Consider the following 23,464-nt stretch of genomic DNA (forward strand, 5'->3'; position numbering starts at 1 on the left):
GGAACGGAGGGCAGGAGGAAAAATTAGTTCAGGCGCGGGTCGAGCGGGTAGTTGGACAGGGCGCGGAAGCGGCCGCCTTTTTCGCGCAGGATGCCTTGCCAGAACGCATCAGACCTCAAAGTAAATACTTTCCCGGCACTAGCGGGCTGCCGTATCCAGGAGCCGCGCTCAATTTCAGCCTCCAATTGCCCCGCCGACCAGCCCGAATAGCCCACAAAGCAGCGCACGTCATCGGGCAGGATAACACCAGTGTTTATCAAGGTGATAAGCAAGTCAAATTCGCCACCCCAGTAGGTATCTTCGCCCAGCTCGGCGGCCCCGGGCAGGGCGGCATGGCGGTGCACAAAATGGAGGGTATCGAGCTGCACCGGGCCGCCTTCGTAGAGCGGCAGCTCAGTAGCGGGGCCGGCGGGCAGCTCCAGCACCTCGCCGAGCATGGTGGCCGTGCGCCGGGTGAGCACCAGGCCGAAGGCGCCCTCGTTGGGGCGGTGGCGGCAGAGCAGCACCACGCTGCGCTCAAAATGGGGGTCGCCCAGGAAGGGCTGCGAGATGAGAAGGGTACCGGGCTTCATAGTGGCTATAAAGTACGCACCCGCGGGCCGGATAGTGCCCGGCTAGCCCTAAAAAAGCCGATTGTCCCGCCCCGCTGCCCCGTACCTTTGCCCACCAGAGAGGAGTCGCCAGCCAGTCGGCAAAAACTCCTGGCTCTTAATGCTCAACTCACAACTACCTTCATGACCGACGCCGAACTCGCTGACCTGCGCCAGAGCTACACCCAGCGCACCCTGCTCGAAGCCGACGTGCGGCCCGATGCCGTGGCCCAGTTTCGGCAGTGGCTCGACGAGGCCGTGGCCGCCCAGCTGCCCGAGCCCGCCGCCCTGACCCTGGCCACCGTGGACGCGGCCACCGGCCAGCCCAGCCAGCGCGTGGTGCTGCTTAAGGGCCTGCCCGAGGGCGCGGGGTTTCTGTTTTTTACCAACTACGACTCGCAGAAGGGCCACGAGCTGGCTAGCCAGCCCCGGGCGGCGCTCAATTTTTTCTGGCCCGGCCTCGAGCGCCAGGTGCGCGTGGAGGGGCTGGTGGAAAAAGCCCCCGAAGGCGTTTCAACCGACTACTTTCAGAGCCGGCCGCGCGGCTCGCAGGTGGGCGCCTGGGCTTCTCCCCAGAGCGCGGTTATCGGTAGCCGCGAGGAGCTGGAAAGCCGCGAGCACGAGGTAGAAGCGCGCTTCGCGGGCCAGAACCCGCTGCCCCGCCCGCCGCACTGGGGCGGCTACGTGCTGCGCCCGCAGCGGGTCGAGTTTTGGCAGGGCCGCCCCAGCCGCCTGCACGACCGCCTGGTGTACGAGCGCGAAGGCGAGGGCTGGAAAATCAGCCGGCTAGCCCCGTAGAGTCAATTATCAGTGAGCAACTATCAATTAGCAGCTGGCCTTGCGTGGGCTTGTGGGTGATAGGTAATAGCTAACTAGCAAACGCTCAGCTGATAATTGATAATTGCTCACTGATAATTGACATAATGGCTGAAATTCAACCCGTGCGCGGCTGGCGCTACAACCCGGCCCTGAGCGCCGATATCGACGCGGTAGTTTCGCCGCTCTTCGACGTGGTGAGCCCGCGCCAGCGCGAGGCGCTGTATCAAAATCCGCTTAATTCCATTCACCTCTCGGTGCCGCGCCCCGAGCCGGGGCTAGCCCCGGCCGAGGCCGCCGCCCGCCGCCTGGCCCGGTGGCAGGCCGAGGGCGTACTGCGCGAGGACGGCCTGCCCGGCATTTACGTGTACTACCAGTACTTCCGGCTGCCGGGCGAGCCGGGGCGCGAGCGCTGCCGCAAGGGTTTTATGTGCCACATCCGGGCCTACGACTGGGCCGAGGGCGTGGTGCTGCGCCACGAAAACACGCTGCCGGCCGCCGTCAACGACCGGGCCGAGCTGCTGGCCGAGCTGCAGTTTCAGACTAGCGCCACCCACGGGTTGTACCGCGACGAAACCTTTGAGCTGGAGGCGCTCATGGATGCGGCCATCGAGGACCCGCTCTGCCAGACGGAGGAAGATTACCAGGGCGCGCGCGACGTGCTGGCCGTGATTCAGGACGCGCGGCTTATCCGGCAGTTTCAGCGGGTGCTGGCTGGCCGGCAGGTGATTCTGGCCGACGGGCACCACCGCTACGAGGGCTCGCTGGCCTACCGCCAGGCCCGCGAGCTGGCCGCCGGCCCGGCCGGCCGCACCGGCCGCGAGCCCTGGAATTACCACCTGATGTACCTCACCAATATGGCCAGCGACGACGTGCGCATTCTGCCCACCCACCGCCTGCTGCTGGAGCTGCCCGGTGGCCTCTCGGATGCCGAGCTGCTGGCCCGGCTAGCCCCGTACTTTACAGTAGTGCCCCAGGCCGAGGCCCAGGACCTGCCCGAGCTGCTGGCCGGCAAGCGCTGGGCCTTCGGCCTGTACCTGCCCGGCGGGGCCTACAAGCTGCGCCTGCGCCCCGAGGTGCACGCTCAGCTCAACTGGGACACGACGCCCGAGGTGAAAGACCTCGACCTGACGGTGCTGCACTTCTTCGTGCTCGAAAAAGTGCTCGGCCTGGTGGGGCCCGATGCGCAGCGCAGCTGGCCGGGCGTGGCCTACGTGCGCGGCCTGGCCGAATGCCTGCAGCGCGTGGACCGCGGCGAGGCCCGCGCCGCGCTGCTCACCAACGAGGTAACGATGGCCCAGGTCGAGGCCGTGTGCCACTCGGGTGCCGTGATGCCGGCCAAGTCCACCTTCTTTTACCCCAAGACCCTGGCGGGCCTGCTGTTTTCGAGCCTGCGGGAGGCGCCCACCGTATTCGACGGGCTGTTTGCGGAATAGACGCCTTATTTTGGAAAAGGCAATTGAGTAGGCACTCGTGGTAAAAAAATATTCTGGAGTAAGGTTATTGGAGGCGCCGCCCCGCTTTTTGCTGCTGCTGGCGCTGGGCAGCCTGGCGCTGGCTGCGGGCTACGCCGCTTTGGTGCTGGGCACAGCCAGCTGGGCCGAGGCCCGGGCGCTGGATGCGATTTATCCCTACGAAGGGTGGCACCTGCCCGCTTTCAGCCCGGCGGCCTGGCGGCAGACGCAGGCTGGGCTAACGGCCGTGGCCGCGGTGCTGGCGCTGGCCGGGCTGGGACTGGGGCCCGGCACGCGGGCCGGGCGCGCCGAGCTGGCGGCCACCCTGGCCGAGGTGCGGCGGCTGGGCGCCGGGGCTGGCCAGCGCTGGCAGCACCTGTCGCGCTGGCACCGGCGGGTGCTGCTAGGGCACCTGGCCGTGCTCACGGCCGCGCGCCTCTACCTGAGCCTGACCATTCCCTGGGCCGATGACGGGGGCTCGTTTGAGTATTTCGTCCGCCACGGGCTGCTGGCCGTGAGTGCTTATTACCCCATTCCCAACAACCACGTGCTGGCTAATACCATCGCCTGGGCCTTCTATCAGGTGCACCCGGGCTTTTGGTGGGCCATGCGGCTGCCGGTGCTGCTGGCCAGCACGGCGGGCACGGGGCTCATGTTCGGAATGCTAGTGCGCCGGCTAGGCTACTGGCCGGCCCTGCTGGCGGCCGGGGCCATGGGCTGGACGCAGCTGAGCCTCTACCACGCGGCGGCCGGGCGGGGCTACTGGCTGGTGGCGCTGCTGGCGGCGGTGGTATTCTGGGCCCTGCTCGTCCTGCTTGAGGAGCCAGCCGGGGCGGGAGTCGTCGGTAGCCGCCTGGCCTGGCTGAGCCTGGTAGGGGCCAGTATTCTGGGGTGCTACGCGGTGCCCACCTTCGCTTACGTAGTAACCTCGGCTTTTTCGTGGCTGGGCGTGCAGGCCCTGCTGCGCCGCGACTGGCGGGGGCTGGCGCAGCTAGTGGCCATGGGGTTGGTGGCCGTGCTGGGAGCAGCGGCCCTGTATACGCCCCTGCTGCTGGTATCGGGAAGTACGGCGCTGGTAGCCAATCCCTACGTGCAGGCGCTGCCGGCCCGTAGCTTCTGGGCGCAGCTGCCGGCGCACGCCTGGTTTCTGGAAGGCTGGCTGGCGGGGCAGCGCCAAATGGGTGGGTGGGTTATCGTGCTGGGGCTGGGCTTGTTTGGCTGGCTGGCGCTAGCGGGCCGGCGGGGGCGGCTGGTGCCGGCCTACGCCCGGCAGGTGCGCCAAGTGGGGTGGCCCGCCCTCTGGTTTGTGCTGTGGCCCTACGTGTTGATGATGGGGCAGCGGGTGCTGCCGCCCGAGCGGACCTTACTCTACAAAGCGTGGTTTTTGTTTATTCTGCTAGCCCTGGTTCTGCTGGCCTGGCCGGGCCGGTGGCCCGGCTGGCGCTGGCTGCCGGGGCTACTGCTGGTGCCGTACGGCTCGTATGAAGTAGCCAGCCAGGTACTTAACAGCCGCCGGCTTCGCCAAGCAAATGCCGATTACGCGGCTACGTATGGCTGGCTGGCCCAGCGTACGCCGCGCCAGCCGGTGTTGCTGGCTAATCGTTTTTTATGGCTGTGGCTGCGCTTTGAGGCGCATACGCAAGCCCCTACCCAGCCGTGGCTCGCCGACCGCCACCCCCGGCCCGGCGTGCGGTATGCTTACATTCTGGTGCGGGGCGACAGCCTGGCCCCCGCCGGGGCGGGGGCGGTCGTGCGCCGGCTCGGGCAGATTACCATTTACCGCTATGCCGGCCCCGCAGGAGCCTCACCCCGCGGGCCCTTGCTACCCGGCAGTGCTGCCAGTGCCCGGTAGGGTGCTGCTTTTCCTCATAACTGCCTTCCGAATGAAACTTATTCTTGCTTCCGGCTCGCCGCGCCGGCGCCAGCTGCTCACGGAGATGGGGCTAGCCTACGACATCCGGCTGCGCGAGGTAGACGAAAGCTTCCCGCCCACGCTGCGCCGCGCCGCAGTGGCCGAATACCTGGCCCGCCACAAGGCCGAGGCCTACCGCGCCGACCTGGCGGCCGGGGAGTTGCTGCTCACGGCCGATACCATCGTGTGCCTCGACGACGACGTGCTCAATAAGCCCGCCGATGCCGCCGAAGCCCGCGCCATGCTCGGGCGCCTGCAGGGCCGCGCCCACCAGGTGTATACCGGTGTGTGCCTGCTGCCCGGTGATGGCCGCGCGCCGGTCGTCTTTGCCGACGAAACCACCGTGCACTTCCGCCCGCTGAGTGCCGAGGACATTGCCTTTTACGTGGCCCGCTACCAGCCCCTGGACAAGGCCGGGGCCTACGGGGCCCAGGACTGGCTGGGCCTGGTCGGCATCGACCGGCTCGAAGGCTCTTATTTTAACGTGATGGGCCTGCCCACCCACCGCGTGTGGGCCGCGCTGCGGGCGCTAGGGCAGGGGTAGCCCAAACTTAACCGGTTACGTCTGCATGCAGAATCAACTACAGCCTGGCCGGCCGGCGGCCGAACGCCTGCCCCTGTTATTTTACGCGCTGCTGGGGCTGGGCGTGGTGGGCGGCTGCGCGGCCTGCGCGGCGCTGGTGCTGTACTCGGCCAGCTGGCCCGAGGCGGCGGCCCTGCGCGATTTTTACCCCTGGGAGCCGCGCGCCTACACGGCGGCCGAATTTACCGGGCTGCGGCGGGGGCTGGCGGGGCTAGCCCTGGCGGCGCTGGGGCTGGCCGGTATTCTGAGCCGGGAGCCGGCCGGCCGGGCGCAGCTGCGCCGGCTCGGGCGGGAAGTGGCCAGCAGCGGCCGGGGGCTGGCAGCGGGCTGGCGCGCGCTGCCTCCGGGGCAGCAGCGCTGGGCGGGCGGGCTGCTGCTGGCCCTCACGGCCCTGCGGCTGTACTGCAGCACGGGGCTGGTGCCCGCCGATGATGGCGTGTCGTATGAAGTATTTGTGCGGGCGCGCCTGCTGGTCGTGAGCGCGGCGTATCCCTTTCCCAACAACCACGTGGGCAGCAATACCCTCAACTGGCTGTTTTACCAGCTCAACCCCGGGTTTTGGTGGAGCATGCGCCTGCCGGTAGTACTGACGAGCACCGGGGCCACGGGGCTGTGGTTTTTGCTGGTGCTGCGGCGCAGCAGCTTCCGGGTGGCGGCGCTGGCGGTGAGCTTGTTCAGCGTGTTGCAGCTGAGCCTGTACCACGCCGTGACCGGGCGCGGCTACTGGCTGCTGGTGGGGCTGGGGGCCGTTGGCTTTTTTGCCGTGCTGGAGCTCACGAGGCCGGCTAGCGCCGGGCCCCGGCGCGCGCGCGCCGCCTGGGCCGGCTTGGTGCTGAGCGGGGTGCTCGGGCTGTACGTGGTGCCCACGCACGGCTATTTTTTGTTTTCGGCCTACAGCTGGCTGGGGCTGGCGGCGCTACGCCGCCGGGGGGCGTGGGAGGGGCTGCTCCCGGTGCTGGGCCTGGGCGGACTGACGCTGCTGGGCGCCGGGCTGCTTTACGCGCCGCTGCTGCTGATTTCCGGCCCCCAGCCCTTTTTTTATAATTCGTACGTACTGCCGCTGGCCGTGGGCGAGTTCTGGCGCCAGCTGCCGGGGTATCTGTGGCTGAGTGAGGGCTGGCTCAGCGGGCACCGCTGGCTGGGGGGGCTGCCGCTGCTGGCCGCGCTGGGCGGCGGGGGGCCTTGTGGCGGCGGGCGCGGGCCGGGCAGCTGCCCCCGGCGCAGGCCCGGCCGGTGCTGCGGCTGGGGCCGCCGAGCGCGTGGTTTATTGCCGCGCCCTACCTGCTGGTGGTGGCGCAGCGGGTGGCCGCGCCCGAGCGCACGCTTTTTTATAAATCACTGCTGTGGTGCCTGCTAGTGGTGCTGCTGGCCGACTGGGCGCTGCGCCACGCGCAGCGGGCCGGGTGGGCGCCGGTGCTGCGCGGGCTGCTGGCGGCCGGAGGGCTGGCTTTTACCGCCAGCCAGGTGTACCTGCTGGAGCGCCACAACGCCGAGCAGGTGCGCGCCTGGCAAACCTATCGGCAGCCGATGGCCTGGCTGGCGACCCAGCCCGTGGGGCCGGTGTTGGCTCCCGTGCTCGTGTACCAGTATTATTTACGATTTTTTGCCCACACCGAGTTTCGGGACCAGCCCTGGGTTATCGATGACCAGCCGCGCCCCGGCGTGCGCTACCGCTACCTGGTGCGCCCGGCCGGTGGCCGGCCCGTGCCCGGCGCGCCGCCCGGGCCCCCGGCGTTTCATGGGGCATTCGATATTTTCGTAGTTCCTGGTCCCGCAGGTCGGTAAATCGGGCGGGGTAGTGGGCCGGGCTGCCGGCTGATTCTAATTCAGCACATGCGTTTTCTTCTTCGGTTTCAATTTCTGCTGCTGCTCGTGGCCGCGGGCGGGCTAGCCCTGCTGCTTGGGGTGCGCGGCTATGCCAGCCTGGCCGCGTCGGTGATGCACCCGCAGTACGGAATATTCTTTGCCCTGCGCCGCGACCTGGTGCCCGCCGCTCTTACGCCACTGCGCTACCAGGGGCTGCGCCTGGGCCTGGGCGCAGCCCTGCTGCTGGCGCTGGGTGGGCTCTGGTGGCTGGGGAGGCCGCGCGCGCGCGCGGCGGCCGGCCACCCGTGGCTGCTAGCCCGCCGTTGGTGGGCCGCGCTGTGGCGGCCGGTGCGGCAGCTCGGCCGGGCCGAGCGGGCGCTGGCGGGTGGGCTGCTCGGCGGAGTGCTGGTAGCCCGCCTCTACTACGCCGGCGGCTACCCGCTGAGCCTCGACGAGATAGCATCTTACGACTACTTTGTGGTGCCGGGGGCGGCCGTCACGGCCAGCTATTACGCGTTTCCCAACAACCACATCCTGGCCAATCTGCTCGTGGGGCTGGTGCACGCGCTGCTGCCGGGTGCTTCGCCGAGGCTAGCCCTGCGGCTGCTGCCGACGCTGCTCGGGGTGCTCACGCTGCCGCTGGTGTATGCGCTGGCGCTGCGCTACCTGCGCTTTGGGGTGGCCACGCTGGGGCTGGGGCTGTATTGGCTCTCGCCGCTGGGGGTGTACTACGCCGTGGCCGGCCGCGGCTACGCCTGGGCGCTGGCGGCGGCGCTGGCCGGGCTTTTCGCCACGGCCGAGCTGCTGCGGCCGGCCTGGCGGCGGCGCACTACGCGGCAGCTGGCCTGGGCCGTGTTTAGCGCGAGCGCAGTAGGGGGGCTGTACGCCGTGCCCACGCATCTCTACGTGCTGCTGGGGCTGGGGCTGGGGTTGCTGGTAGGGTTTGGCCGGCTGCCGGGCCGGGCCGGGCGGGTGCAGCTGGGGCACCTGGTGGTGGCTACGCTGGGTATCATGGCGGTGGCTGGCGTACTCTACGCGCCGGTAGGGGCAGTGTCGGGCTGGCCGGCGCTGCTGGCCAATCCCTACGTGGCGCGCCATGCCTGGCCGGAGTTCCGCCAGGGCATTGCTCCCTGGCTGCTGGGCACCGCGACCGAGCTGCTGGGCCAGCGCGGGCTGAGTGCCGCTGCCTATTGCCTGGTGCTGGGGCTAGCCCCGGTGGCGCTGCGCGCGGGCCGGCTACCGGAGCCTCCGCGCCGGCTGGGCTGGCTGCTGTGGCTACAGCTAGGCCTGTGGCTGCCGCTGGTGCTGGGGCAGCGGGTGTATCCGCCGGCGCGCACGCTGCTGGTGGTACTGTTGGCGTTTTTCGTGCTGCTTGCCATCCTGCTGCAAGCCGCTTGGGTGCGGTTTAGGGCTAGCCGGGCGGGCAGCGGGCCAGGGGGGCGGTGGCAGCCGCTAGCCCTGCTGGCGGTGCTGGGCGCCTACGGGGGCTACCGGCTGCACCGCGAGCAGGCCATCATCGGGCAGCTTGCCCAGCAGCAGCAGCAGCTGCACGCGGCCTACGGCTGGCTGCAAAGCCAGGCGCTGCCTCGCATCTGGGTCGAGCCGCGCGCCTACGCGCTTTACTGGCATCACTACGCCTTGAGCGCCGGCCAGCGCCCGCTGCCGTTGGTAGTGCCCTACGATGCGCCCGGTGCCGGCCCGGCCCCGACGGGCGAGGTAGAGGTGTTAAAACCGGGCGAGTACCCGGCCGCCGACCGGCGCCCCGCCCGCTACCGCAGCGCGCCGGTACTTATCGTGCCCGTGTCGCCCGCGCAGCCCCTCATTCGGGATTGAGGCTAGCGGGTTTCGGCTGGCGTGGGCCGTCGCTAGCCCCGGGCCAGCAGTGCGATGCCCGCTACAATCAGCCCCAGCCCGCCGGCCTGCGCCAGCGTAAGGCTTTCGCGCAGCACCACCAGCCCTAGCAAAGCCGCCAGCAGCACCGAGCCGCCCACAATCACGGGCGTGCCCACCGAGGCCGGCACCCCGCGCTTAAACACCACGAACGTCAGAATCTCGGCTAGCCCCACGCTCAGCCCGGCCAGCGCCGCCAGCCCCAGGCCCCGGCCCGACACGGCCAGCGGCTGCCCCAGCAACTGGAGGCGCAGCAGCCACGCGGCGCCCAGCCCGGCGGCCACCAGCTGCAGCACCACCGCGCCCACGGCCGGCGGCAGGTGCGCGGCGGCCAGCTTGATAAAGAAGTTGTAGCCCGCCAGGCACAGGGCCGTGAGCAGGGCGAGCGGGAGCCAGTTAGTCATAAAATTCATACGCGGCTATCTTTGCCGCACGCGCGTTGGGTATGTCCCCGGCCTACGGTAGCCCTTGAAAAAGGGAAACCCCGGCTGCGCTAACAGTCGGGGTTTCAGAAGCGGGGGTTTATGCGGAACCCTTCACTTCACTCCAATGAAACGGGACAACGCGACAAAACTACTACAGGCAGTGGGTAAAGCTGTGCTGGTGGGGTTTGCAAGTGGGCTAGCCAAAGCCGTGGCGGTGGCGCTGCTCACCTACATTCTCCGGTAGTTGGGTAAGGGGTTGGGCCGGGTGCCCGGCCCCTTATTTTTTTATAACTGCTGCAAATATAACAGGTTGGAAAGCAAGTTGGTTTCGGGGCTCTCAAGAGAAGATTTAGGCTTGCGTTTTATCTTGCTCGAGTAAATGTAGAATGGTTTTCCAGCGCAGCCACTGGGAAGCAACATAAATTCCCACTAGGAAGAACCAAAGCGGGTAATCGTAGTAAAAGCCCCAGAATACAAAAAGCCCGCCGATAAGCAGCGTTTCCAGGATGATGACGAGACTAGATTCAAGCGCGAGGTTAAAGAGAATAAAGTCAGCAAGTAATGTTAGAACTAAAAACCCTAGCCAAAAAAGTAAGCCAAACGAGAGAAGAAATAGGAGTGGTGCAAAGAGGGAACTGAACAAGCAGCTCATAAAGCCCTCCGTACAGTTTAATCCACCGATGCCAAACCAGCTGCAAATCGTTCCTAACGCACTTGCGCCGGCCAAAATACGCAAGCAACTTATTAAATTAGTTGCTGCAATACGAAGAAATAAATTTCGCTTCATCGTAGCTTCTCCTTCAAAATCTCCAGTTCCACGGCCGGCGCAATACGCTCATACAAAATGTTATACGCGGCCGTAGTGATAGGCATATTCACCTTGAGCTGGCGGTTGAGCTCATGAATGCTCTTGACAGCGTAATAGCCTTCGGCAATCATGTTCATTTCGAGCTGCGCTGACTTAACCGAATAGCCCCGGCCCACCATGCTGCCAAAGGTGCGGTTGCGCGAGAACTGCGAGTAGGCCGTCACCAGCAAGTCGCCGAGGTAGGCCGAGGCCGAGAGGTCGCGGGGCTGGGGCGAGATGGCCTGCAGAAAGCGCCGGATTTCCTGCACCGCGTTGCTCACCAGCACGGCCAGGAAGTTGTCGCCGTAGCCCAGGCCGTGGGCAATGCCGCCGGTGAGGGCAATGATGTTTTTCATCACGGCGCAGTACTCGATGCCGTCGAGGTCGGCGGCCGGATGGGCGCTTACGTAGCGGTTGCGCAGCAGCTGGCAAAAGGCTAGCCCGAGCCCGCCCACGTCGGGCGAGCCGATGGTGAGGTAGCTCTGCTTTTCGAGGGCCACCTCTTCGGCGTGGCAGGGCCCGGCAATGACCCCTAGCTGGGCGGCGGGCAGCCGGAAGCGCTCCTGCACGTAGTCGGTGACGAGCACATTCTTGCCCGGAATCATGCCCTTGATGGCCGACACCACCCCGATTTTGTGGCGCAGCGCATCGCGGCCCAGCTTGTCGAGCACCGGCTGCACGAAGGCCGCCGGCACGGCCAGCACCAGCCAGTCGGCTTCGAGCACGGCGTCCGAGAGGTCGGTAGTGGGGAAGACCAGGTTGCGGTCGAAGAGCACCGCGGAGAGGTAGCGCGGGTTGTGGCCGGTGCGCAGCAGGTGCTGCACGTCGTCCTTCGAGCGTAGCCACCAGTCGACGCGGGCGCCGTTTTCGGAGAGGATTTTGGTCAGCGCGGTGGCCCAGGAGCCGCCGCCAATCATGGCAATTTTTTCCATAGAGCAGGGGCGGGGCGAGCCGGCCCGTGGGGAGTCGGGAGGGGAATTCAGCCCGCAAACTAGCGCCAACGGCCGCATCTTTGCCGAAAATCTACTTTTGTCATGCGTTCCATTATTGCCGCCACGGCCGCGTTTGTTGAGGAGAAGTTCAAAGAAGAAGGCTCGGGCCACGACTGGGCGCACATCCGGCGGGTGTGGCAGGTGGCGCGGGCACTGGCCGCCCAAACGCCCGGCACCGACCTGGAAGTAGCCGAGCTGGCCGCCCTGCTGCACGATATTGCCGACTGGAAGTTTCACGGCGGCGACTACGAGGCCGGCCCCCGCGCCGCCCGCGCCTGGCTGGCCGGTCAGCACGTGCCCGAGGCCACCATTGCCCGCGTGGAGCAGGTTATTCGCGAAGTCAGCTTTAAAGGGCTAGGGGTTGAAACGCCCGTCAGCAGCCCCGAGGCGGCCGTGGTGCAGGATGCCGACCGGCTCGACGCCATCGGGGCCATTGGCGTGGCCCGGGCGTTTGCCTACGGCGAGCACAAGGGCCGGCCCATGCACGACCCGGCCACGCCGCCCGTGTCGCACGCCGACTTTGCGCAGTACAAGCAAAGCACGGCGCCCACCATCAACCACTTCTACGAGAAGCTGCTGCACCTCAAAGACCGCCTGCACACGCCCGCCGCCCGCCGGCTAGCCCAGCAGCGCCACCACTTCATGGAAGAGTTTGTGGCCCAGTTTCTGCGGGAGTGGGCTAGCGAAGATGCAGCCCAGCTACCGGGCGTTACTTTTACGGCATGATGATGGGTACGTTCCTTACCGCCGGCCGGCGCCGGGTTTTCTTCTTGCTGACGCTGCTGGCGGGCCTGGGGCTAGCCAGCTGCCGCACGTGCCCCATCGACGCCTGCCACGCCCGCAAAGCCCACTACCACAACGGGGTAAAGTACCGCGCCCGGCCCATCTGGAAGATGCAGTACCCGGCCGTGGGCGAGAAATACAAGAACCAGCACGACGGCGACAGCAAGCGCAAAAAGAGCGACCACAGCAAGAGCCTTAAATAAGCTGGGCGCTAGGCGCTTTTTGGTTGATTCAGCTTTTTAACGGGGCTAGGGTAGCAGCAGCCCCCAACGTCGTGGGGTAGACGAGCAAGCGCGCAAAGTGGCGCAAACGTTAGGAAAAGCGGCTTTTTTGGCGTAAATTGCGCACGCATACTAGCAGGCACCTAGCCGGGCGTGGCCTCCAGCCAATACGTAGGCGAGCCGCTACTTTTTCTTGAACAAACAGCCGACCGCGAGCCGCGGTCAGCTAACAGCCACAAATAGAATGGCCGAAGGCGAAAAAATTATTTCGATAAATATCGAAGACGAGATGCGCGGGGCTTACATCGACTACTCGATGTCGGTTATCATCTCGCGGGCCCTGCCCGACGTGCGCGACGGCCTCAAGCCCGTGCACCGGCGCGTGCTCTACGGCATGAGCGAGCTGGGGGTGAGCTACACCAAAAGCCACAAGAAGTCGGCCCGTATCGTGGGCGAGGTGCTGGGTAAGTACCACCCGCACGGCGACAGCTCGGTCTACGACACGATGGTGCGCATGGCCCAGGACTGGAGCCTGCGCTACCCGCTGGTCGATGGCCAGGGCAACTTTGGCTCGATTGACGGCGACTCGCCGGCCGCCATGCGCTACACCGAGGCCCGCCTCAAGCGCCTGTCGGACGAGCTGCTCGGGGACCTCGACAAGGATACGGTAGACTTCCAGCCCAACTTCGACGACTCGCTCGAAGAGCCCAGCGTGCTGCCCGCCAAGTTTCCAAACCTGCTCGTAAACGGCACCAGCGGCATTGCCGTGGGCATGGCCACCAACATGGCCCCGCACAACCTGACCGAAGTGGTGAACGGCATCGTGGCTTACCTCGACAACGAGGACATCACGGTGACCGAGCTCATGGAGCACATTACGGCGCCCGACTTTCCCACCGGCGGCATCATCTACGGCTCCGAGGGCGTGAAGCAGGCCTTCGAAACCGGCCGGGGCCGCATCGTGATGCGGGCTAAGCACCACTTCGAAACCCTGCCCAGCGGCAAGGAGCAGATTATCGTGACCGAGATTCCCTACCAGGTGAACAAGGCCTCGATGATTGAGAAGACCGCCGCGCTCATCAACGATAAGAAAATCGAGGGCATCGCCGCCCTGCGCGACGAAAGCGACCGCGACGGTATGCGCATCGTGTACGAGCTCAAGCGCGACGCCCTGAACACGGTGGTGCTCAACAACCTGTTTAAGTACACCCAGTTGCAGTCGTCGTTCGGCGTCAACAACGTGGCCCTGGTCAAAGGCCGCCCGATGACGCTGGGTCTGCGCGACCTCATCAAGTACTTCGTTGAGCATCGCGAGGAAGTTATCGTGCGCCGCACGCGCTTCGAGCTGGCCGAGGCCCAGAAGCGGGCCCACATCTTGGAGGGCCTCCTTATCGCGCTCGACCACCTGGACGAGGTGATTAAGCTCATCCGCGAGTCGCGCGACCCCGAGGTGGCCCGGCTAGGCCTCATCGAGCGCTTCGCCCTGAGCGAGGTGCAGGCCCGCGCCATTCTGGATATGCGCTTGCAGCGCCTTACCGGCCTGGAGCGCGATAAGCTCGTGGCCGAGTACGAGGACCTGATGCGTCTCATCGACCGCCTGAACACCATTCTGGCTTCGGAAGCCGAGCAGCGGGCGCTTATTAAGACGGAGTTGCTCGACATGCGCGACCGCTACGGCGACGCGCGCCGCACGAGCATCAACCACGCGGGCGGCGACTTCTCGATGGAGGACATGATTGCCGACGAGGCCATGGTGATTACCGTGAGCCGCGAGGGCTATATCAAGCGCACCAGCCTCGATGAGTACCGCACGCAAGGTCGGGGAGGAGTGGGGGCCCGCGGCGCCGGCTCCAAGCAGGACGACTTTACCGAGCACCTGTTCGTGGCTACCACCCACGAGTACCTGCTCATCTTTACCGAGCAGGGCCGCATGTTCTGGCTGCGGGCCTACGAAGTGCCCGAAACCGCTAAAACAAGCAAGGGTACGCCGCTGCAAAACCTCATCGACAAGCCTAAGGAAGACGCCGTGCGCTCAGTGCTCAACGTGCGCAACCTGCGCTCGGCCGACTATTTGGAGAATACCTTCCTCATGTTCTGCACCGAGAAAGGCACGGTGAAAAAGACCCCGCTGGAGGCGTATTCGCGCCCCCGGGCGGCGGGTATCAACGCCATCACCATCAACGAAGGCGACCGCCTGCTCGACGTGCAGCTGCTTTCTGGCAACTCGCAGGTGATTCTGGCCTCGCGCTCGGGCCGGGCGGTGCGCTTCCCCGAAGAAAAAGTGCGCCAGATGGGCCGCACGGCGGCCGGGGTGCGCGGCATCACGCTCAGCGAAGACGACGCCGACGACAAAGTGGTGGGCATGGTTTGCATCGCTGATGCCAGCCAGGAACTGCTCGTAGTGAGTGATAACGGCTATGGCAAGCGCTCGGCGCTCGACGAATACCGCATTACTAACCGCGGGGGTAAGGGCGTGAAAGCCATGCAGGTAACGGATAAAACCGGCAAGCTGGTGAGCATCCAGGCCGTGAGCGACGCCGACGACTTGATGATTATCAACCGTTCGGGGCTCACTATTCGCCTGAGCATGAGTGAGCTGCGCACTATCGGTCGGGCCACGCAGGGTGTGCGTTTGTTTAAGGTAGCGGCCAACGACGAAATCTCCTCGGTGGCCAAGGTGGCAGCCGCCGAAGTTGAAGAGCTGGAGCCTCTGGCTACGGATGCGCTGACCGGTGCCGCGCTGCTCGGCAGTGAAGCCGCACTACCAGTGGATGAGGAGCTGGCGGTAGCTGACGAAGCCGACCTCGACGAAGAAGAAGCCGACGCCGACGCCGACGCCGACGCCGACGCCGACGAAATCGACGAGCAAGAGTAGCCGTCAGCTGGTTTTAATAGGTGAGGGGCGGCCCCCAGGTGGGTCGCCCCTTTCTAGTGCCTGACCGGGCGCGTAGGATTTTAGCCGGCTTTAGTAGTAAGCCGCTTAGGCGGGCCTGCGCAAACCGCGGCTGGCATCCTGTTTGCCGGGCGGGTGTAGTTTTGTTCTCTCAACCATTTTCTTTTTTCCCTCCCAATGAAAAAATCCCTTCTGACGCTAGCCGCTACGGCGGCCCTGATGGGCACTGTGGGCCTGGCTACGCCTGCGCTGGCACAAAGCTCGGCAATTACCAATGCTATTCTGAGCCAGAAAGCCGGGCAGCTGGATAAGGCACTGGAAAGCATTAACCAGGCGGTTGCCAGCGACAAAACCAAAGACAAGGATAAACCCAAAGCGTGGTTTACGCGGGGCGAAATCTATTACCAGCTGGTAGACCCCAGCACTCAGGCGCTGTTTGCTAAATACACGGCGAATATGCAGCCTGGCGAAGCATTGCAAAAAGCAGCTGAGTCCTATCAAAAAGCTCTGGCGCTTGACGGGCCGACTGGTGAGTACGGCAAGCAGGTACCCGCCCGCTTACAGAATCTTTATGGGCTAGCCTTCAACGCCGGTGTGAAGAGCTATAACGACAAGGATTACGACAAGGCCATTGCCAATTATAAGCTGGCCTCGCAAATGAATCCGCAGGATACTACGGCCGTGCTCTACGGAGCCTATGCCTACTCGGCTAAGCAGGATTACGCGGGCGCTAAGTCAGCCTACAATCAACTGCTGGGAATGGATGCGTACAAAACCAAGCCAGCGCCGGTAGGAGTCTATACCCAATTGTTGCAAATGGCCCGGCAGGAGAAAAATGATGCGGAGGCTCAGAAAGTTTTGCAACAGGCCCTGGCTGCATATCCTAACAACAAGACCTTTCTTATTGAGGACCTGAACGTGGCTATGAGTGGGGGAACAGTGCCGGAGCGCTGGATAAAATCAGCAAAGCCATTGCGGCCGACCCAAATAACGCCAACCTATACGCAGTGCGGGGCTCACTCTACGATAAACAGAGTAAAAATGACTTGGCCCAGGCCGACTACAAGAAGGCCATTGAACTGGACCCGAATAATTTCGATTCGCAGTTCAACATGGGGATATACAATTTCAACCAGGCTGCTAACCTTTATACCAAGGCTAGCAAGATGGATTTGAAAACCTACCAGCTGAAAGGTAAGCCGCTGGAGGTGCAGGGTAAAAAGTATTTTGAAGCCTCAGTACCGTATTTTGAGAAGGCGTTGGAGATTCAGCCCAATGACCCAAGCACCATCAGTGCACTGCAAAAAGTGTACTTCCGGTTGGGCCGCAATGCCGATTCGGAAAAGATGGCGACTCGTTTGCAGGCACTCAAAAAGTAGGCGCTAGATATAGCTGCTGAAATTAAAAGCCCGGCCAATATGGCCGGGCTTTTTTTGTATCTCAATGTGGATGTCATAAGGGAGAGGAGTGGCTAGCCTTAGCAATTTAACATAATATAAATTATAAGACAAATAAATCGCTTAATGATTTAGCTCAATTAATAACTAGAAGAACATTGTTCCACAAGTCGAAGCGTGTGCTGCTCATTGTAACTTCAGCTGGCTTTAACCTACGTAGCTACGTAGTGACAATAGCTTTACATGTAGGATAGCATCAGTGACTGGTTAACTGATTAGCAACAAAAGCTGCATGAGTATCGGGATTAATTGTTATGGATAGTTCAACTCTGCCAGTACACGGAAAATGAAAATTTAGGCTACGTACCATAGCGTACGCGCACCTGCGCCAGTTCGCACAAGCGCTGGCTAAAATGGTATCATCGCGCCCACGTGCTTTATAAGCAAAGCTCGCGTGCTGCAAACCAATTACTCGGCAGGCGCGGCGAGCCGAGATGTAATAAGCGTCCATTAAGTGTTGGGCCGCGTGACGACGCTGCACGGGCCTTAGAACTTTTTTTTGAGCACGTCCTGTAGCATCTGCTTGTCCAAGCTCAGGTCGGCTACCAACTGTTTGAGATGCTGGTTTCCTTCCTATCGCTGAGTAGCTGGATTAAATATTTTTAGGTAGGTTGCTCTTGTTACAAGACAGTAGTTGAAACTACCCCCTATTACCAGGACAAAAGTATGCAGCATAAAAATTAAGTACAATAGTTAATAACATTAAGTATAAAAAAGTACAAAATTTAACTTATTTTTTGTACTTTTTTATACTTATTAGGTATATTATTAATTCCTCCCTACTTTTAGACTAACTTGTAATACTACTTATTTTTTACCACAATGCCTAAACTAATTGACTATCCCCGCACGAATTATACCGGTGCCTGGGAGGTTAGCGAGGTAGTAGACGACACAGGCGGAAAATGCGCCCTGGAAACCTGCGCTCGTAAACTGAACCGGAAAGTAAGCGGGTCATTTAAAGCCATTGTTGGTTCGGCCGTAAAGTTTGGTCTGCTGACTAGTAAGCGGGAAATGCTTACTACTACCACGCTTTTCCGACGCATTAAACATGCCTACGACAAACAGGAGGAATTACTGTTTCATCGAGAAGCTTTTCTGACCCCTCCACTATTCACGCAGCTGTGCCGGAAATTTCGCTCACGCGAATTACCCGTTGCGATGCTCGATGTACTTTTAATTCGGGAGTTTGACGTGGAGGAAATAAACGCCCAGAGTGTCGCCAAAGCTTTTGTAGACGGCGCACGCATGGTTGGATTGCTCGACGAGCACAACATCGTAGCAGATATTGACCAACTGGCCGCCCAGCAGCCCCCGCGCCGGGAACTCGCCAGTCCATCCCCGTCTCCCAACGTGTTCCGCCAGTCGCCAGCCCCCATTATTCCCTTCGACAGTGAGGAAACAACCAGCGAGCCGGAAAACGAGTTGGCTTCTGCAGAAGTGCTACCTAATACCCCGGTTGCCAGGGTGACAGCCCCTGCCCCGGCGGAAGCACTGCCGCTACCCAGAGCCACGCTGCTACCGCCGGTCCGGACGGCACCACAAGCCACCAGTGATGCCATTGCCAGCTTATTTGGCCTAGGAACTGCCCCGGTATCCTTACCAACCGGCAACAGTGACTCCGGCCCTACTGAGTCGTCATACATCTCCCCTGTTTACCGCTCGACCGACGTGAATGCAACAACCGGCGCTGCCAGCGCTATAGTGACACCGAGCGAAATCCCCACGGAAACCGGCCTCATCTTTCGTATCCAAGTTGCCGGCCCTGGCCTTAATACTGCGCTGGAGGTAATTGATGCTGAAGACCTGGCTTTAGTCCGGGCTTTACTCGACAAGATTGAGAGGCGGCTTAAACAATAGAATTCATATTTAAGCTACAGGCTTTGTTTTCAGCAAATTAAAATTTATCTATTAATTATGTTAAGTTGAGATGTTCAAAAAAAAGGTCCTACTAGGGGAACTAGTAGGACCAATAACTGCCTGGCTAGCCCTTAGGTTAGTCGGGTAGCGGCCGCCGCTGGCCGCTGCCAATTACCTGGTGACGCTGCCGTAGCACGGCCAGAACCTCAGCCAGCGACGAGCCACTAGCGCGCAGCAGCACCAGCAAATGATAGAGCAGGTCGGCCGCTTCACCAGCCACGCCCGCTTTATTGCCAGCCATAGCGTCGATGACGGTTTCAATAGCCTCCTCCCCTACTTTCTGAGCAATCCGGGCCAGGCCTTTTTCGAACAGGCGCACCGTGTAGGAGCCGGGCTCCTCAGCTGGGTACTGCTGGCGGCGCTCAATAAGCTGTTCTAGCTCGGCCAAGAAGCCAATGGCAGGCGTCGGCAGCGCGGTGGGCTCCGCGGCAACAGCCGGCGCGGCCGTTTCAAAGCAGCTGGTAGTGCCCCGATGACAGGTCGGCCCGTCGGGATGCGCCAGCACCAAGACAGTGTCCTGGTCGCAATCGGCGTGTAAGCTTACTACCCGCAGGTAATTGCCGCTGGTTTCGCCCTTGGTCCAGAGGCGCTGTTTGGAGCGGGAAAAGAACGTAACCCGTCCTTCGGCCTGGGTACGCTGCCAGGCCTCGGCATTAAAATAACCCAGCATGAGCACTTGCCCGGTGGCAGCATCCTGCACGATGGCCGGGATAAGCTGGTCGGGCATTTTTTGAAAGTCTAGCTCCATAAGAGAATCCATAATGGACAGCGGCCGGGCCGCAACGAAAGAATTAAGCCGGCAGCGACTTGGGTTGTAGCAGGTCCCAGAGGTTGCCGTAGAGGTCTTCAAATATGGCTACTGTCGCATAAGCTTCTTCGCGGGGCGTTTCGCGGAAGCGCACCCCGGCGACCTGCATAGCGTGGTAATCGCGCCAGAAGTCGTCGGTAGTAAGAAACAAGAACACCCGGCCGCCGGTCTGGTTGCCCACCCTGGCTAGCTGCTCCGCGCCATCGGCCTGGGCCAGCAGCAGGGCGCTGCCCCCTTGCCCACCGGGCGGGGCTACCAGCACCCAGCGCTTACCGCCGCCCAGGGGCGTATCGGCCACGACGCGGAAGCCAAGCCGCTGGGTATAAAAGGCCAGCGCCTCGTCGTATTCGCGCACCACCAAGGCTACGTGGGCAAGTTGTTGATGCATAACCAGTAAAGAAATTGACACTAGACAGAAATACTAGACAGCAGGAGGGCCCGCCCGTTTCAGGCAGCAAAAATTTACGGCCTACCCTACCGGGCGCATGGCCACTCCTTCGGCCAGCAGGTAGTTTTTGAGACCCGCCACCGATATGTCGCCGAAGTGAAAGACGCTGGCGGCTAGCGCCGCCTCGGCCCCGCCGGGCTGCAGCACGTCGCGGAAGTGCGCCGCCGCCCCCGCCCCACCCGAGGCAATAACGGGTACCCCTACGGCGGCCGCCACCGCCCCGGTTAGCCCCAGGGCGAAGCCGTCGCGGGTGCCGTCGTGGCTCATACTCGTCAGCAGGATTTCGCCCGCGCCGCGCGCAGCGGCTTCGCGGCACCAGGCCACGGCTTCGCGGCCGGCGGGGTGGCGGCCGCCGTGGGTAAAGACTTCCCAGACTTCGTCGGCGGGGCTAGGGCTAGCAGCGGCCTCGTTGGCTTGGCGGGCATCCACGGCCACCACGATGGCCTGCGAGCCGAAGCGCCGGGCCAGCTCATCAATCAGGCCGGGCTCGCGCAGCACCGAGGAGTTGAGACTTACTTTATCGGCTCCGTTTAGCAAGAGCGCCTCCACGTCGGCCACGGCCCCGATACCGCCGCCCACGGTGAAAGGGATGTTGACCTCGCGGGCCACGTTGCGCACCAACGCGATGAGAGTGCGGCGCTTCTCCACGGTGGCCGTGATGTCGAGCAGCACCAGCTCGTCGATGCCCTCCTGGGCGTAGCGCGCGGCCAGGGCCACCGGGTCGCCGGCGTCGCGCAGGTTCACAAAGTTAGTACCCTTCACGGTGCGGCCGTTCTGCACGTCGAGGCAGGCAATGAGGCGTTTGGTAAGCATAGGTATCTGCGAAAAAATCAGGTCAAAGTTCTTCAAAAGAGGCCGTAGCCTCATTCGTATGCAGGCAATAATTACTATCGGCAGAAACCACGCACGCGTGTAGTACTGTACCCGGCCAGACAGCGGAGCCCCCCGGCGGCCGGAACAACGGTTAGTTCAACAAGTCCCTGGCCAGCTCTGCCCGCAACTGCGGCTCCGTAATTGTGCCTTCGTAAATGGCCTTGCCAATGATGGCCCCCGCCAGGCCCAGCTCGCGCATCGCTGCCACGTCGGCCACGGTCGTGACGCCGCCGCTGGCCACAAACTGCGCCGCCGGAAACTGCTGCCGCAGCGCGGTGTAGGTTTCGGTGGCGGGCCCCTGCAGCTGGCCGTCACGGCTCACGTCGGTGCAGATAAAGGTGGTGGCCCCGGCCGCCAGGTAAGCGTCAATAAAGCCGGTCAGCGTGCGGTCCGATTGCTCGGTCCAGGCACTCACGGCAATGTAGCCGTCCTTAAAATCGGCCCCGATGATGATGCGCCCGGCCCCGAAGCGGGCTAGCCACTTCCCCACCAGCGCTGGCTCGCGGGCCGCGATACTGCCGGCCGTGAGCTGCGCCGCCCCGGCCGCAAACGCCGCCTCGGCCGCCGCCGTCGTCTGGATACCGCCGCCAAAGTCAATGTGCAGCCCGGTGTGCCGGGCCAGGCGCTCGAGCACCGACAGCTGGCGCGGCGCGCGGGCGCGGGCCCCGTCGAGGTCCACTAAATGCAGTCGCGTAGCCCCGAGCTGCTCGAAGTACTGGGCCTGGGCCAGGGGGTCGGCGGCGTAGGTAGTCTGCCGGGCAAAGTCGCCGCCGGTCAGGCGCACGCACGCGCCGTTGATAAGGTCAATGGCAGGAATTATATCCATTTGAGAAATATACTGGCGCCAGCCTTTCGACCCACGCTTACAGCATGTATTAAATACTACTACTAGGTGAGGTTAGCCGTCAGAAAATTCTTCAGAATCTGCTCGCCCACCGGGCCGCTTTTTTCCACGTGAAACTGCACGCCGTAGAAGTTGCGGTAGCGAACGCCCGCGCTGAAAGGCTGGCTAGCCGGGTAGCTGGCCTGGGCGATAGTATAGTCGCCCACCGGTGCGTAGTAGCTGTGTACGAAGTACACGTAGTCGGCCGCCGTGGGTGCGAGCAGGTGGTGCGAGTCCGACTCGAAGTTCGGGGCGGTCGGATTGCCCAGCCCCGCGAAAAGTAGCGTTTGCAGGTCGTGCAGGTTATTCCAGCCCATGTGGGGCACTTTGTGCGCCGCGTCGGGCGGCGCGAAGCGCACTACGTCGAAGGGCAGCATACCCAGCAGCTCGGTGCCGCCGGCCGGCCCTTCGGCACTGTGGCGGCCTAGCAGCTGCATGCCCAGGCAGATGCCCAGAAACGGCTGCGTAAGCGTGGGCAGCACCTTATCCAGGCCCGCAGCCCGCAGCGACTGCATGGCCGAGCTGGCCTCGCCCTCACCCGGAAAAAGCACCCGGTCGGCCCGCCGGATTACGGCGGGGTCCGAGGTGAGCGTGGCGTTCATGCCCAGCCGCTCCAGGGCAAAAAGCACCGATTGCACGTTGCCTCCCTGGTAGTCGATGACGGCGATGTTCATACTCAAACATTTGGTTAAGCAGGCAACTTTTTCAAGTTTACCCAAATGATAAATATAGCTTACAAGATTCCTTTCGTGCTGGGAATCACGTGCTGGCCGGCCGGGTCGCGCACCAGGGCCAGCTTAATGGACTTGGCCACGGCCTTAAAAATTGCCTCGATTTTATGGTGCTCGTTGTCACCCTCACACTTAATGTTGAGGTTGCAGCGGGCCGCGTCGGAGAAGCTTTTAAAGAAATGGTAAAAAAGCTCCGTTGGCACGTCGCCCACCCGCTCGCGCCGGAAGTCGGCGGCCCAGACCAGCCAGGGCCGGCCCGAGAAATCGATGGCGGCCTGGGCCAGCGCATCGTCCATGGGCAGCAGGAAGCCGTAGCGGTTCACGCCACGCTTGTCGCCGAGAGCTTCGTGGTAGGCCGCGCCGATGGCAATGGCCGTATCTTCCACGGTGTGGTGCTCGTCGATGTGCAAATCGCCGTGCGTGCGCACGTAGAGGTCGCAGCCGCTGTGCTTGCCCAGCTGGTCGAGCATGTGGTCGAAGAAGCCTAGCCCGGTCTGGCAGTCGGTGTGGCCGGTGCCGTCGAGGTTAAGGATAACCTCAATGCGCGTCTCGTTGGTGTTGCGCATCACGTGGGCCTTGCGCGGCGGGCGGCGCAGGTGCTCGTACACCCTAGCCCAGTCGGTGGTGCTGAGCGCGGCGCGCTCGTCGGCCTCGGCGTGCAGCAGGATGGCCTGGCAGCCCAGGTTCTCGGCCAGCTGCACATCGGTGCGGCGGTCGCCAATCACGTAAGAGTGCTTGAGGTCGTAGCCGGCGGCCGGGTCGAGGTAGCGGGTGAGCAGCGCCGTGCCCGGCTTGCGCGTCGGGGCCGGGTCGTGGGCAAAGCTGCGGTCGATGAGAATCTCGGCGAACTCAACCCCCTCCCCTTTCAGGATGTCCAGCATCTTTTGCTGGTAGGGCCAGAAGGTTTCTTCGGGGTAGCTAGCAGTGCCCAGGCCGTCCTGGTTGGTAACCAGGACGAGCTCGTACTCGCCGTCGCGGGCTAGCTGGGCCAGGGCCGTGATGGCGCCGGGCACGAAGTCGAATTTATGCCAGGCATCAATCTGGAAGTCGGTCGGCGGCTCGATGAGGATGGTGCCGTCGCGGTCGATGAAGAGAACTTTTTTCATGTCAGAATAAAGCGAGCAAAGAAATC

The 23,464-nt window shown here is 63.2% G+C and carries 22 protein-coding genes and 2 pseudogenes; 13 read left to right on the top strand and 11 right to left on the bottom strand.

What is annotated here, in order from left to right:
* Positions 1–23 precede the first annotated feature (23 nt).
* A complete protein-coding gene (locus tag GKZ68_RS07135) occupies positions 24–572 on the bottom strand; it encodes a YqgE/AlgH family protein (RefSeq protein WP_254244193.1) in 549 nt (182 codons plus the stop codon).
* A gap of 162 nt (positions 573–734) precedes the next feature.
* On the opposite strand from GKZ68_RS07135, the gene pdxH reads away from it, so the two are divergent.
* From pdxH to GKZ68_RS07170, 7 genes are all read left to right on the top strand, one after another.
* A complete protein-coding gene (pdxH, locus tag GKZ68_RS07140) occupies positions 735–1,388 on the top strand; it encodes a pyridoxamine 5'-phosphate oxidase (RefSeq protein WP_173112498.1) in 654 nt (217 codons plus the stop codon).
* A gap of 125 nt (positions 1,389–1,513) precedes the next feature.
* Entirely contained in the window at positions 1,514–2,842 is a 1,329-nt protein-coding gene (locus tag GKZ68_RS07145; RefSeq protein WP_173112501.1) for a DUF1015 domain-containing protein, read from the top strand.
* Positions 2,843–2,909: 67 nt separating this feature from the next.
* The gene (locus tag GKZ68_RS07150) at positions 2,910–4,712 is read left to right on the top strand and encodes a hypothetical protein (RefSeq protein WP_173112504.1); all 1,803 of its coding nucleotides are present in this window, start codon (positions 2,910–2,912) and stop codon (positions 4,710–4,712) included.
* A gap of 31 nt (positions 4,713–4,743) precedes the next feature.
* Complete coding sequence (locus tag GKZ68_RS07155; protein ID WP_173112507.1) at positions 4,744–5,316, top strand: Maf family nucleotide pyrophosphatase; 573 nt, start codon at positions 4,744–4,746, stop codon at positions 5,314–5,316.
* A gap of 25 nt (positions 5,317–5,341) precedes the next feature.
* A complete protein-coding gene (locus GKZ68_RS07160) occupies positions 5,342–6,712 on the top strand; it encodes a hypothetical protein (RefSeq protein ID WP_173112511.1) in 1,371 nt (456 codons plus the stop codon).
* The gene (locus GKZ68_RS07165) at positions 6,643–7,140 is read left to right on the top strand and encodes a hypothetical protein (protein WP_173112514.1); all 498 of its coding nucleotides are present in this window, start codon (positions 6,643–6,645) and stop codon (positions 7,138–7,140) included. The genes GKZ68_RS07160 and GKZ68_RS07165 overlap by 70 nt, the downstream gene beginning before the upstream one ends.
* Positions 7,141–7,188: 48 nt before the next feature.
* Positions 7,189–8,994: a hypothetical protein gene (locus GKZ68_RS07170; RefSeq protein ID WP_173112517.1), complete on the top strand. Its 1,806-nt coding sequence runs from the start codon at positions 7,189–7,191 to the stop codon at positions 8,992–8,994.
* Between the two features lie 32 nt (positions 8,995–9,026).
* Here the strand turns inward: GKZ68_RS07170 and GKZ68_RS07175 are convergent, their stop codons facing one another.
* From GKZ68_RS07175 to GKZ68_RS07185, 3 genes are all read right to left on the bottom strand, one after another.
* Entirely contained in the window at positions 9,027–9,455 is a 429-nt protein-coding gene (locus GKZ68_RS07175) for an EamA family transporter (protein WP_254244194.1), read from the bottom strand.
* Between the two features lie 370 nt (positions 9,456–9,825).
* Positions 9,826–10,212 (bottom strand): hypothetical protein, encoded by a 387-nt coding sequence (locus GKZ68_RS07180; protein ID WP_173112523.1) that lies wholly within the window; start codon positions 10,210–10,212, stop codon positions 9,826–9,828.
* A gap of 47 nt (positions 10,213–10,259) precedes the next feature.
* Complete coding sequence (locus GKZ68_RS07185; protein ID WP_173112526.1) at positions 10,260–11,255, bottom strand: NAD(P)H-dependent glycerol-3-phosphate dehydrogenase; 996 nt, start codon at positions 11,253–11,255, stop codon at positions 10,260–10,262.
* Positions 11,256–11,357: 102 nt separating this feature from the next.
* On the opposite strand from GKZ68_RS07185, the gene GKZ68_RS07190 reads away from it, so the two are divergent.
* The 5 genes and pseudogenes from GKZ68_RS07190 to GKZ68_RS21975 all read left to right on the top strand — a co-directional run bounded on the left by GKZ68_RS07190 (position 11,358) and on the right by GKZ68_RS21975 (position 16,591).
* Complete coding sequence (locus tag GKZ68_RS07190; RefSeq protein ID WP_173112529.1) at positions 11,358–12,041, top strand: HD domain-containing protein; 684 nt, start codon at positions 11,358–11,360, stop codon at positions 12,039–12,041.
* Complete coding sequence (locus GKZ68_RS07195; RefSeq protein WP_173112532.1) at positions 12,038–12,301, top strand: hypothetical protein; 264 nt, start codon at positions 12,038–12,040, stop codon at positions 12,299–12,301. Before GKZ68_RS07190 ends, GKZ68_RS07195 begins: the two co-directional genes overlap by 4 nt.
* Before the next feature lie 262 nt (positions 12,302–12,563).
* Positions 12,564–15,194, top strand: a complete 2,631-nt coding sequence (gene gyrA, locus GKZ68_RS07200; RefSeq protein WP_173112535.1) for a DNA gyrase subunit A — start codon at positions 12,564–12,566, stop codon at positions 15,192–15,194.
* A 1,025-nt stretch (positions 15,195–16,219) separates the two neighbouring features.
* Positions 16,220–16,285: pseudogene (locus tag GKZ68_RS22630) on the top strand (hypothetical protein); the annotation flags it as partial.
* 93 nt (positions 16,286–16,378) lie between these two features.
* On the top strand, positions 16,379–16,591 hold the full coding sequence (locus GKZ68_RS21975; RefSeq protein ID WP_254244196.1) for a hypothetical protein: 213 nt from the start codon (positions 16,379–16,381) through the stop codon (positions 16,589–16,591).
* Between the two features lie 490 nt (positions 16,592–17,081).
* On the opposite strand, the pseudogene GKZ68_RS21980 reads toward GKZ68_RS21975, so the two are convergent.
* A pseudogene (locus GKZ68_RS21980) lies at positions 17,082–17,227 on the bottom strand (IS3 family transposase); the annotation flags it as partial.
* Between the two features lie 264 nt (positions 17,228–17,491).
* Here GKZ68_RS21980 and GKZ68_RS07210 point away from each other — a divergent pair.
* Positions 17,492–18,529, top strand: a complete 1,038-nt coding sequence (locus GKZ68_RS07210; RefSeq protein WP_173112541.1) for a hypothetical protein — start codon at positions 17,492–17,494, stop codon at positions 18,527–18,529.
* A gap of 136 nt (positions 18,530–18,665) precedes the next feature.
* On the opposite strand, the gene hisIE is transcribed toward GKZ68_RS07210, so the two are convergent.
* The 6 genes from hisIE to hisB all read right to left on the bottom strand — a co-directional run bounded on the left by hisIE (position 18,666) and on the right by hisB (position 23,438).
* Positions 18,666–19,337 (bottom strand): bifunctional phosphoribosyl-AMP cyclohydrolase/phosphoribosyl-ATP diphosphatase HisIE, encoded by a 672-nt coding sequence (gene hisIE / locus GKZ68_RS07215; RefSeq protein ID WP_254244197.1) that lies wholly within the window; start codon positions 19,335–19,337, stop codon positions 18,666–18,668.
* Between the two features lie 43 nt (positions 19,338–19,380).
* The gene (locus tag GKZ68_RS07220; RefSeq protein ID WP_173112547.1) at positions 19,381–19,785 is read right to left on the bottom strand and encodes a VOC family protein; all 405 of its coding nucleotides are present in this window, start codon (positions 19,783–19,785) and stop codon (positions 19,381–19,383) included.
* A gap of 81 nt (positions 19,786–19,866) precedes the next feature.
* A complete protein-coding gene (gene hisF, locus GKZ68_RS07225) occupies positions 19,867–20,658 on the bottom strand; it encodes an imidazole glycerol phosphate synthase subunit HisF (protein ID WP_173112550.1) in 792 nt (263 codons plus the stop codon).
* Between the two features lie 151 nt (positions 20,659–20,809).
* Positions 20,810–21,544 (bottom strand): HisA/HisF-related TIM barrel protein, encoded by a 735-nt coding sequence (locus tag GKZ68_RS07230; RefSeq protein WP_173112553.1) that lies wholly within the window; start codon positions 21,542–21,544, stop codon positions 20,810–20,812.
* Positions 21,545–21,606: 62 nt separating this feature from the next.
* Positions 21,607–22,275 (bottom strand): imidazole glycerol phosphate synthase subunit HisH, encoded by a 669-nt coding sequence (gene hisH / locus GKZ68_RS07235; protein WP_173112556.1) that lies wholly within the window; start codon positions 22,273–22,275, stop codon positions 21,607–21,609.
* 59 nt (positions 22,276–22,334) lie between these two features.
* On the bottom strand, positions 22,335–23,438 hold the full coding sequence (gene hisB, locus GKZ68_RS07240; protein ID WP_173112559.1) for a bifunctional histidinol-phosphatase/imidazoleglycerol-phosphate dehydratase HisB: 1,104 nt from the start codon (positions 23,436–23,438) through the stop codon (positions 22,335–22,337).
* Between the last annotated feature and the right edge of the window lie 26 nt (positions 23,439–23,464).

The organism is Hymenobacter sp. BRD128, assembly GCF_013256625.1.
GTDB lineage: Bacteria > Bacteroidota > Bacteroidia > Cytophagales > Hymenobacteraceae > Hymenobacter.

What these genes read in the sequence shown, in the direction of transcription:
- GKZ68_RS07135 (WP_254244193.1), bottom strand. Translation starts at nt 572, where the DNA reads ATGAAGCCCGGTACCCTTCTCATCTCGCAGCCCTTCCTGGGCGACCCC.
- pdxH (WP_173112498.1), top strand. Translation starts at nt 735, where the DNA reads ATGACCGACGCCGAACTCGCTGACCTGCGCCAGAGCTACACCCAGCGC.
- GKZ68_RS07145 (WP_173112501.1), top strand. Translation starts at nt 1,514, where the DNA reads ATGGCTGAAATTCAACCCGTGCGCGGCTGGCGCTACAACCCGGCCCTG.
- GKZ68_RS07155 (WP_173112507.1), top strand. Translation starts at nt 4,744, where the DNA reads ATGAAACTTATTCTTGCTTCCGGCTCGCCGCGCCGGCGCCAGCTGCTC.
- GKZ68_RS07160 (WP_173112511.1), top strand. Translation starts at nt 5,342, where the DNA reads ATGCAGAATCAACTACAGCCTGGCCGGCCGGCGGCCGAACGCCTGCCC.
- GKZ68_RS07170 (WP_173112517.1), top strand. Translation starts at nt 7,189, where the DNA reads ATGCGTTTTCTTCTTCGGTTTCAATTTCTGCTGCTGCTCGTGGCCGCG.
- GKZ68_RS07175 (WP_254244194.1), bottom strand. Translation starts at nt 9,455, where the DNA reads ATGACTAACTGGCTCCCGCTCGCCCTGCTCACGGCCCTGTGCCTGGCG.
- GKZ68_RS07185 (WP_173112526.1), bottom strand. Translation starts at nt 11,255, where the DNA reads ATGGAAAAAATTGCCATGATTGGCGGCGGCTCCTGGGCCACCGCGCTG.
- GKZ68_RS07190 (WP_173112529.1), top strand. Translation starts at nt 11,358, where the DNA reads ATGCGTTCCATTATTGCCGCCACGGCCGCGTTTGTTGAGGAGAAGTTC.
- GKZ68_RS07195 (WP_173112532.1), top strand. Translation starts at nt 12,038, where the DNA reads ATGATGATGGGTACGTTCCTTACCGCCGGCCGGCGCCGGGTTTTCTTC.
- gyrA (WP_173112535.1), top strand. Translation starts at nt 12,564, where the DNA reads ATGGCCGAAGGCGAAAAAATTATTTCGATAAATATCGAAGACGAGATG.
- GKZ68_RS21975 (WP_254244196.1), top strand. Translation starts at nt 16,379, where the DNA reads ATGGATTTGAAAACCTACCAGCTGAAAGGTAAGCCGCTGGAGGTGCAG.
- GKZ68_RS07210 (WP_173112541.1), top strand. Translation starts at nt 17,492, where the DNA reads ATGCCTAAACTAATTGACTATCCCCGCACGAATTATACCGGTGCCTGG.
- hisIE (WP_254244197.1), bottom strand. Translation starts at nt 19,337, where the DNA reads ATGGAGCTAGACTTTCAAAAAATGCCCGACCAGCTTATCCCGGCCATC.
- GKZ68_RS07220 (WP_173112547.1), bottom strand. Translation starts at nt 19,785, where the DNA reads ATGCATCAACAACTTGCCCACGTAGCCTTGGTGGTGCGCGAATACGAC.
- hisF (WP_173112550.1), bottom strand. Translation starts at nt 20,658, where the DNA reads ATGCTTACCAAACGCCTCATTGCCTGCCTCGACGTGCAGAACGGCCGC.
- GKZ68_RS07230 (WP_173112553.1), bottom strand. Translation starts at nt 21,544, where the DNA reads ATGGATATAATTCCTGCCATTGACCTTATCAACGGCGCGTGCGTGCGC.
- hisH (WP_173112556.1), bottom strand. Translation starts at nt 22,275, where the DNA reads ATGAACATCGCCGTCATCGACTACCAGGGAGGCAACGTGCAATCGGTG.
- hisB (WP_173112559.1), bottom strand. Translation starts at nt 23,438, where the DNA reads ATGAAAAAAGTTCTCTTCATCGACCGCGACGGCACCATCCTCATCGAG.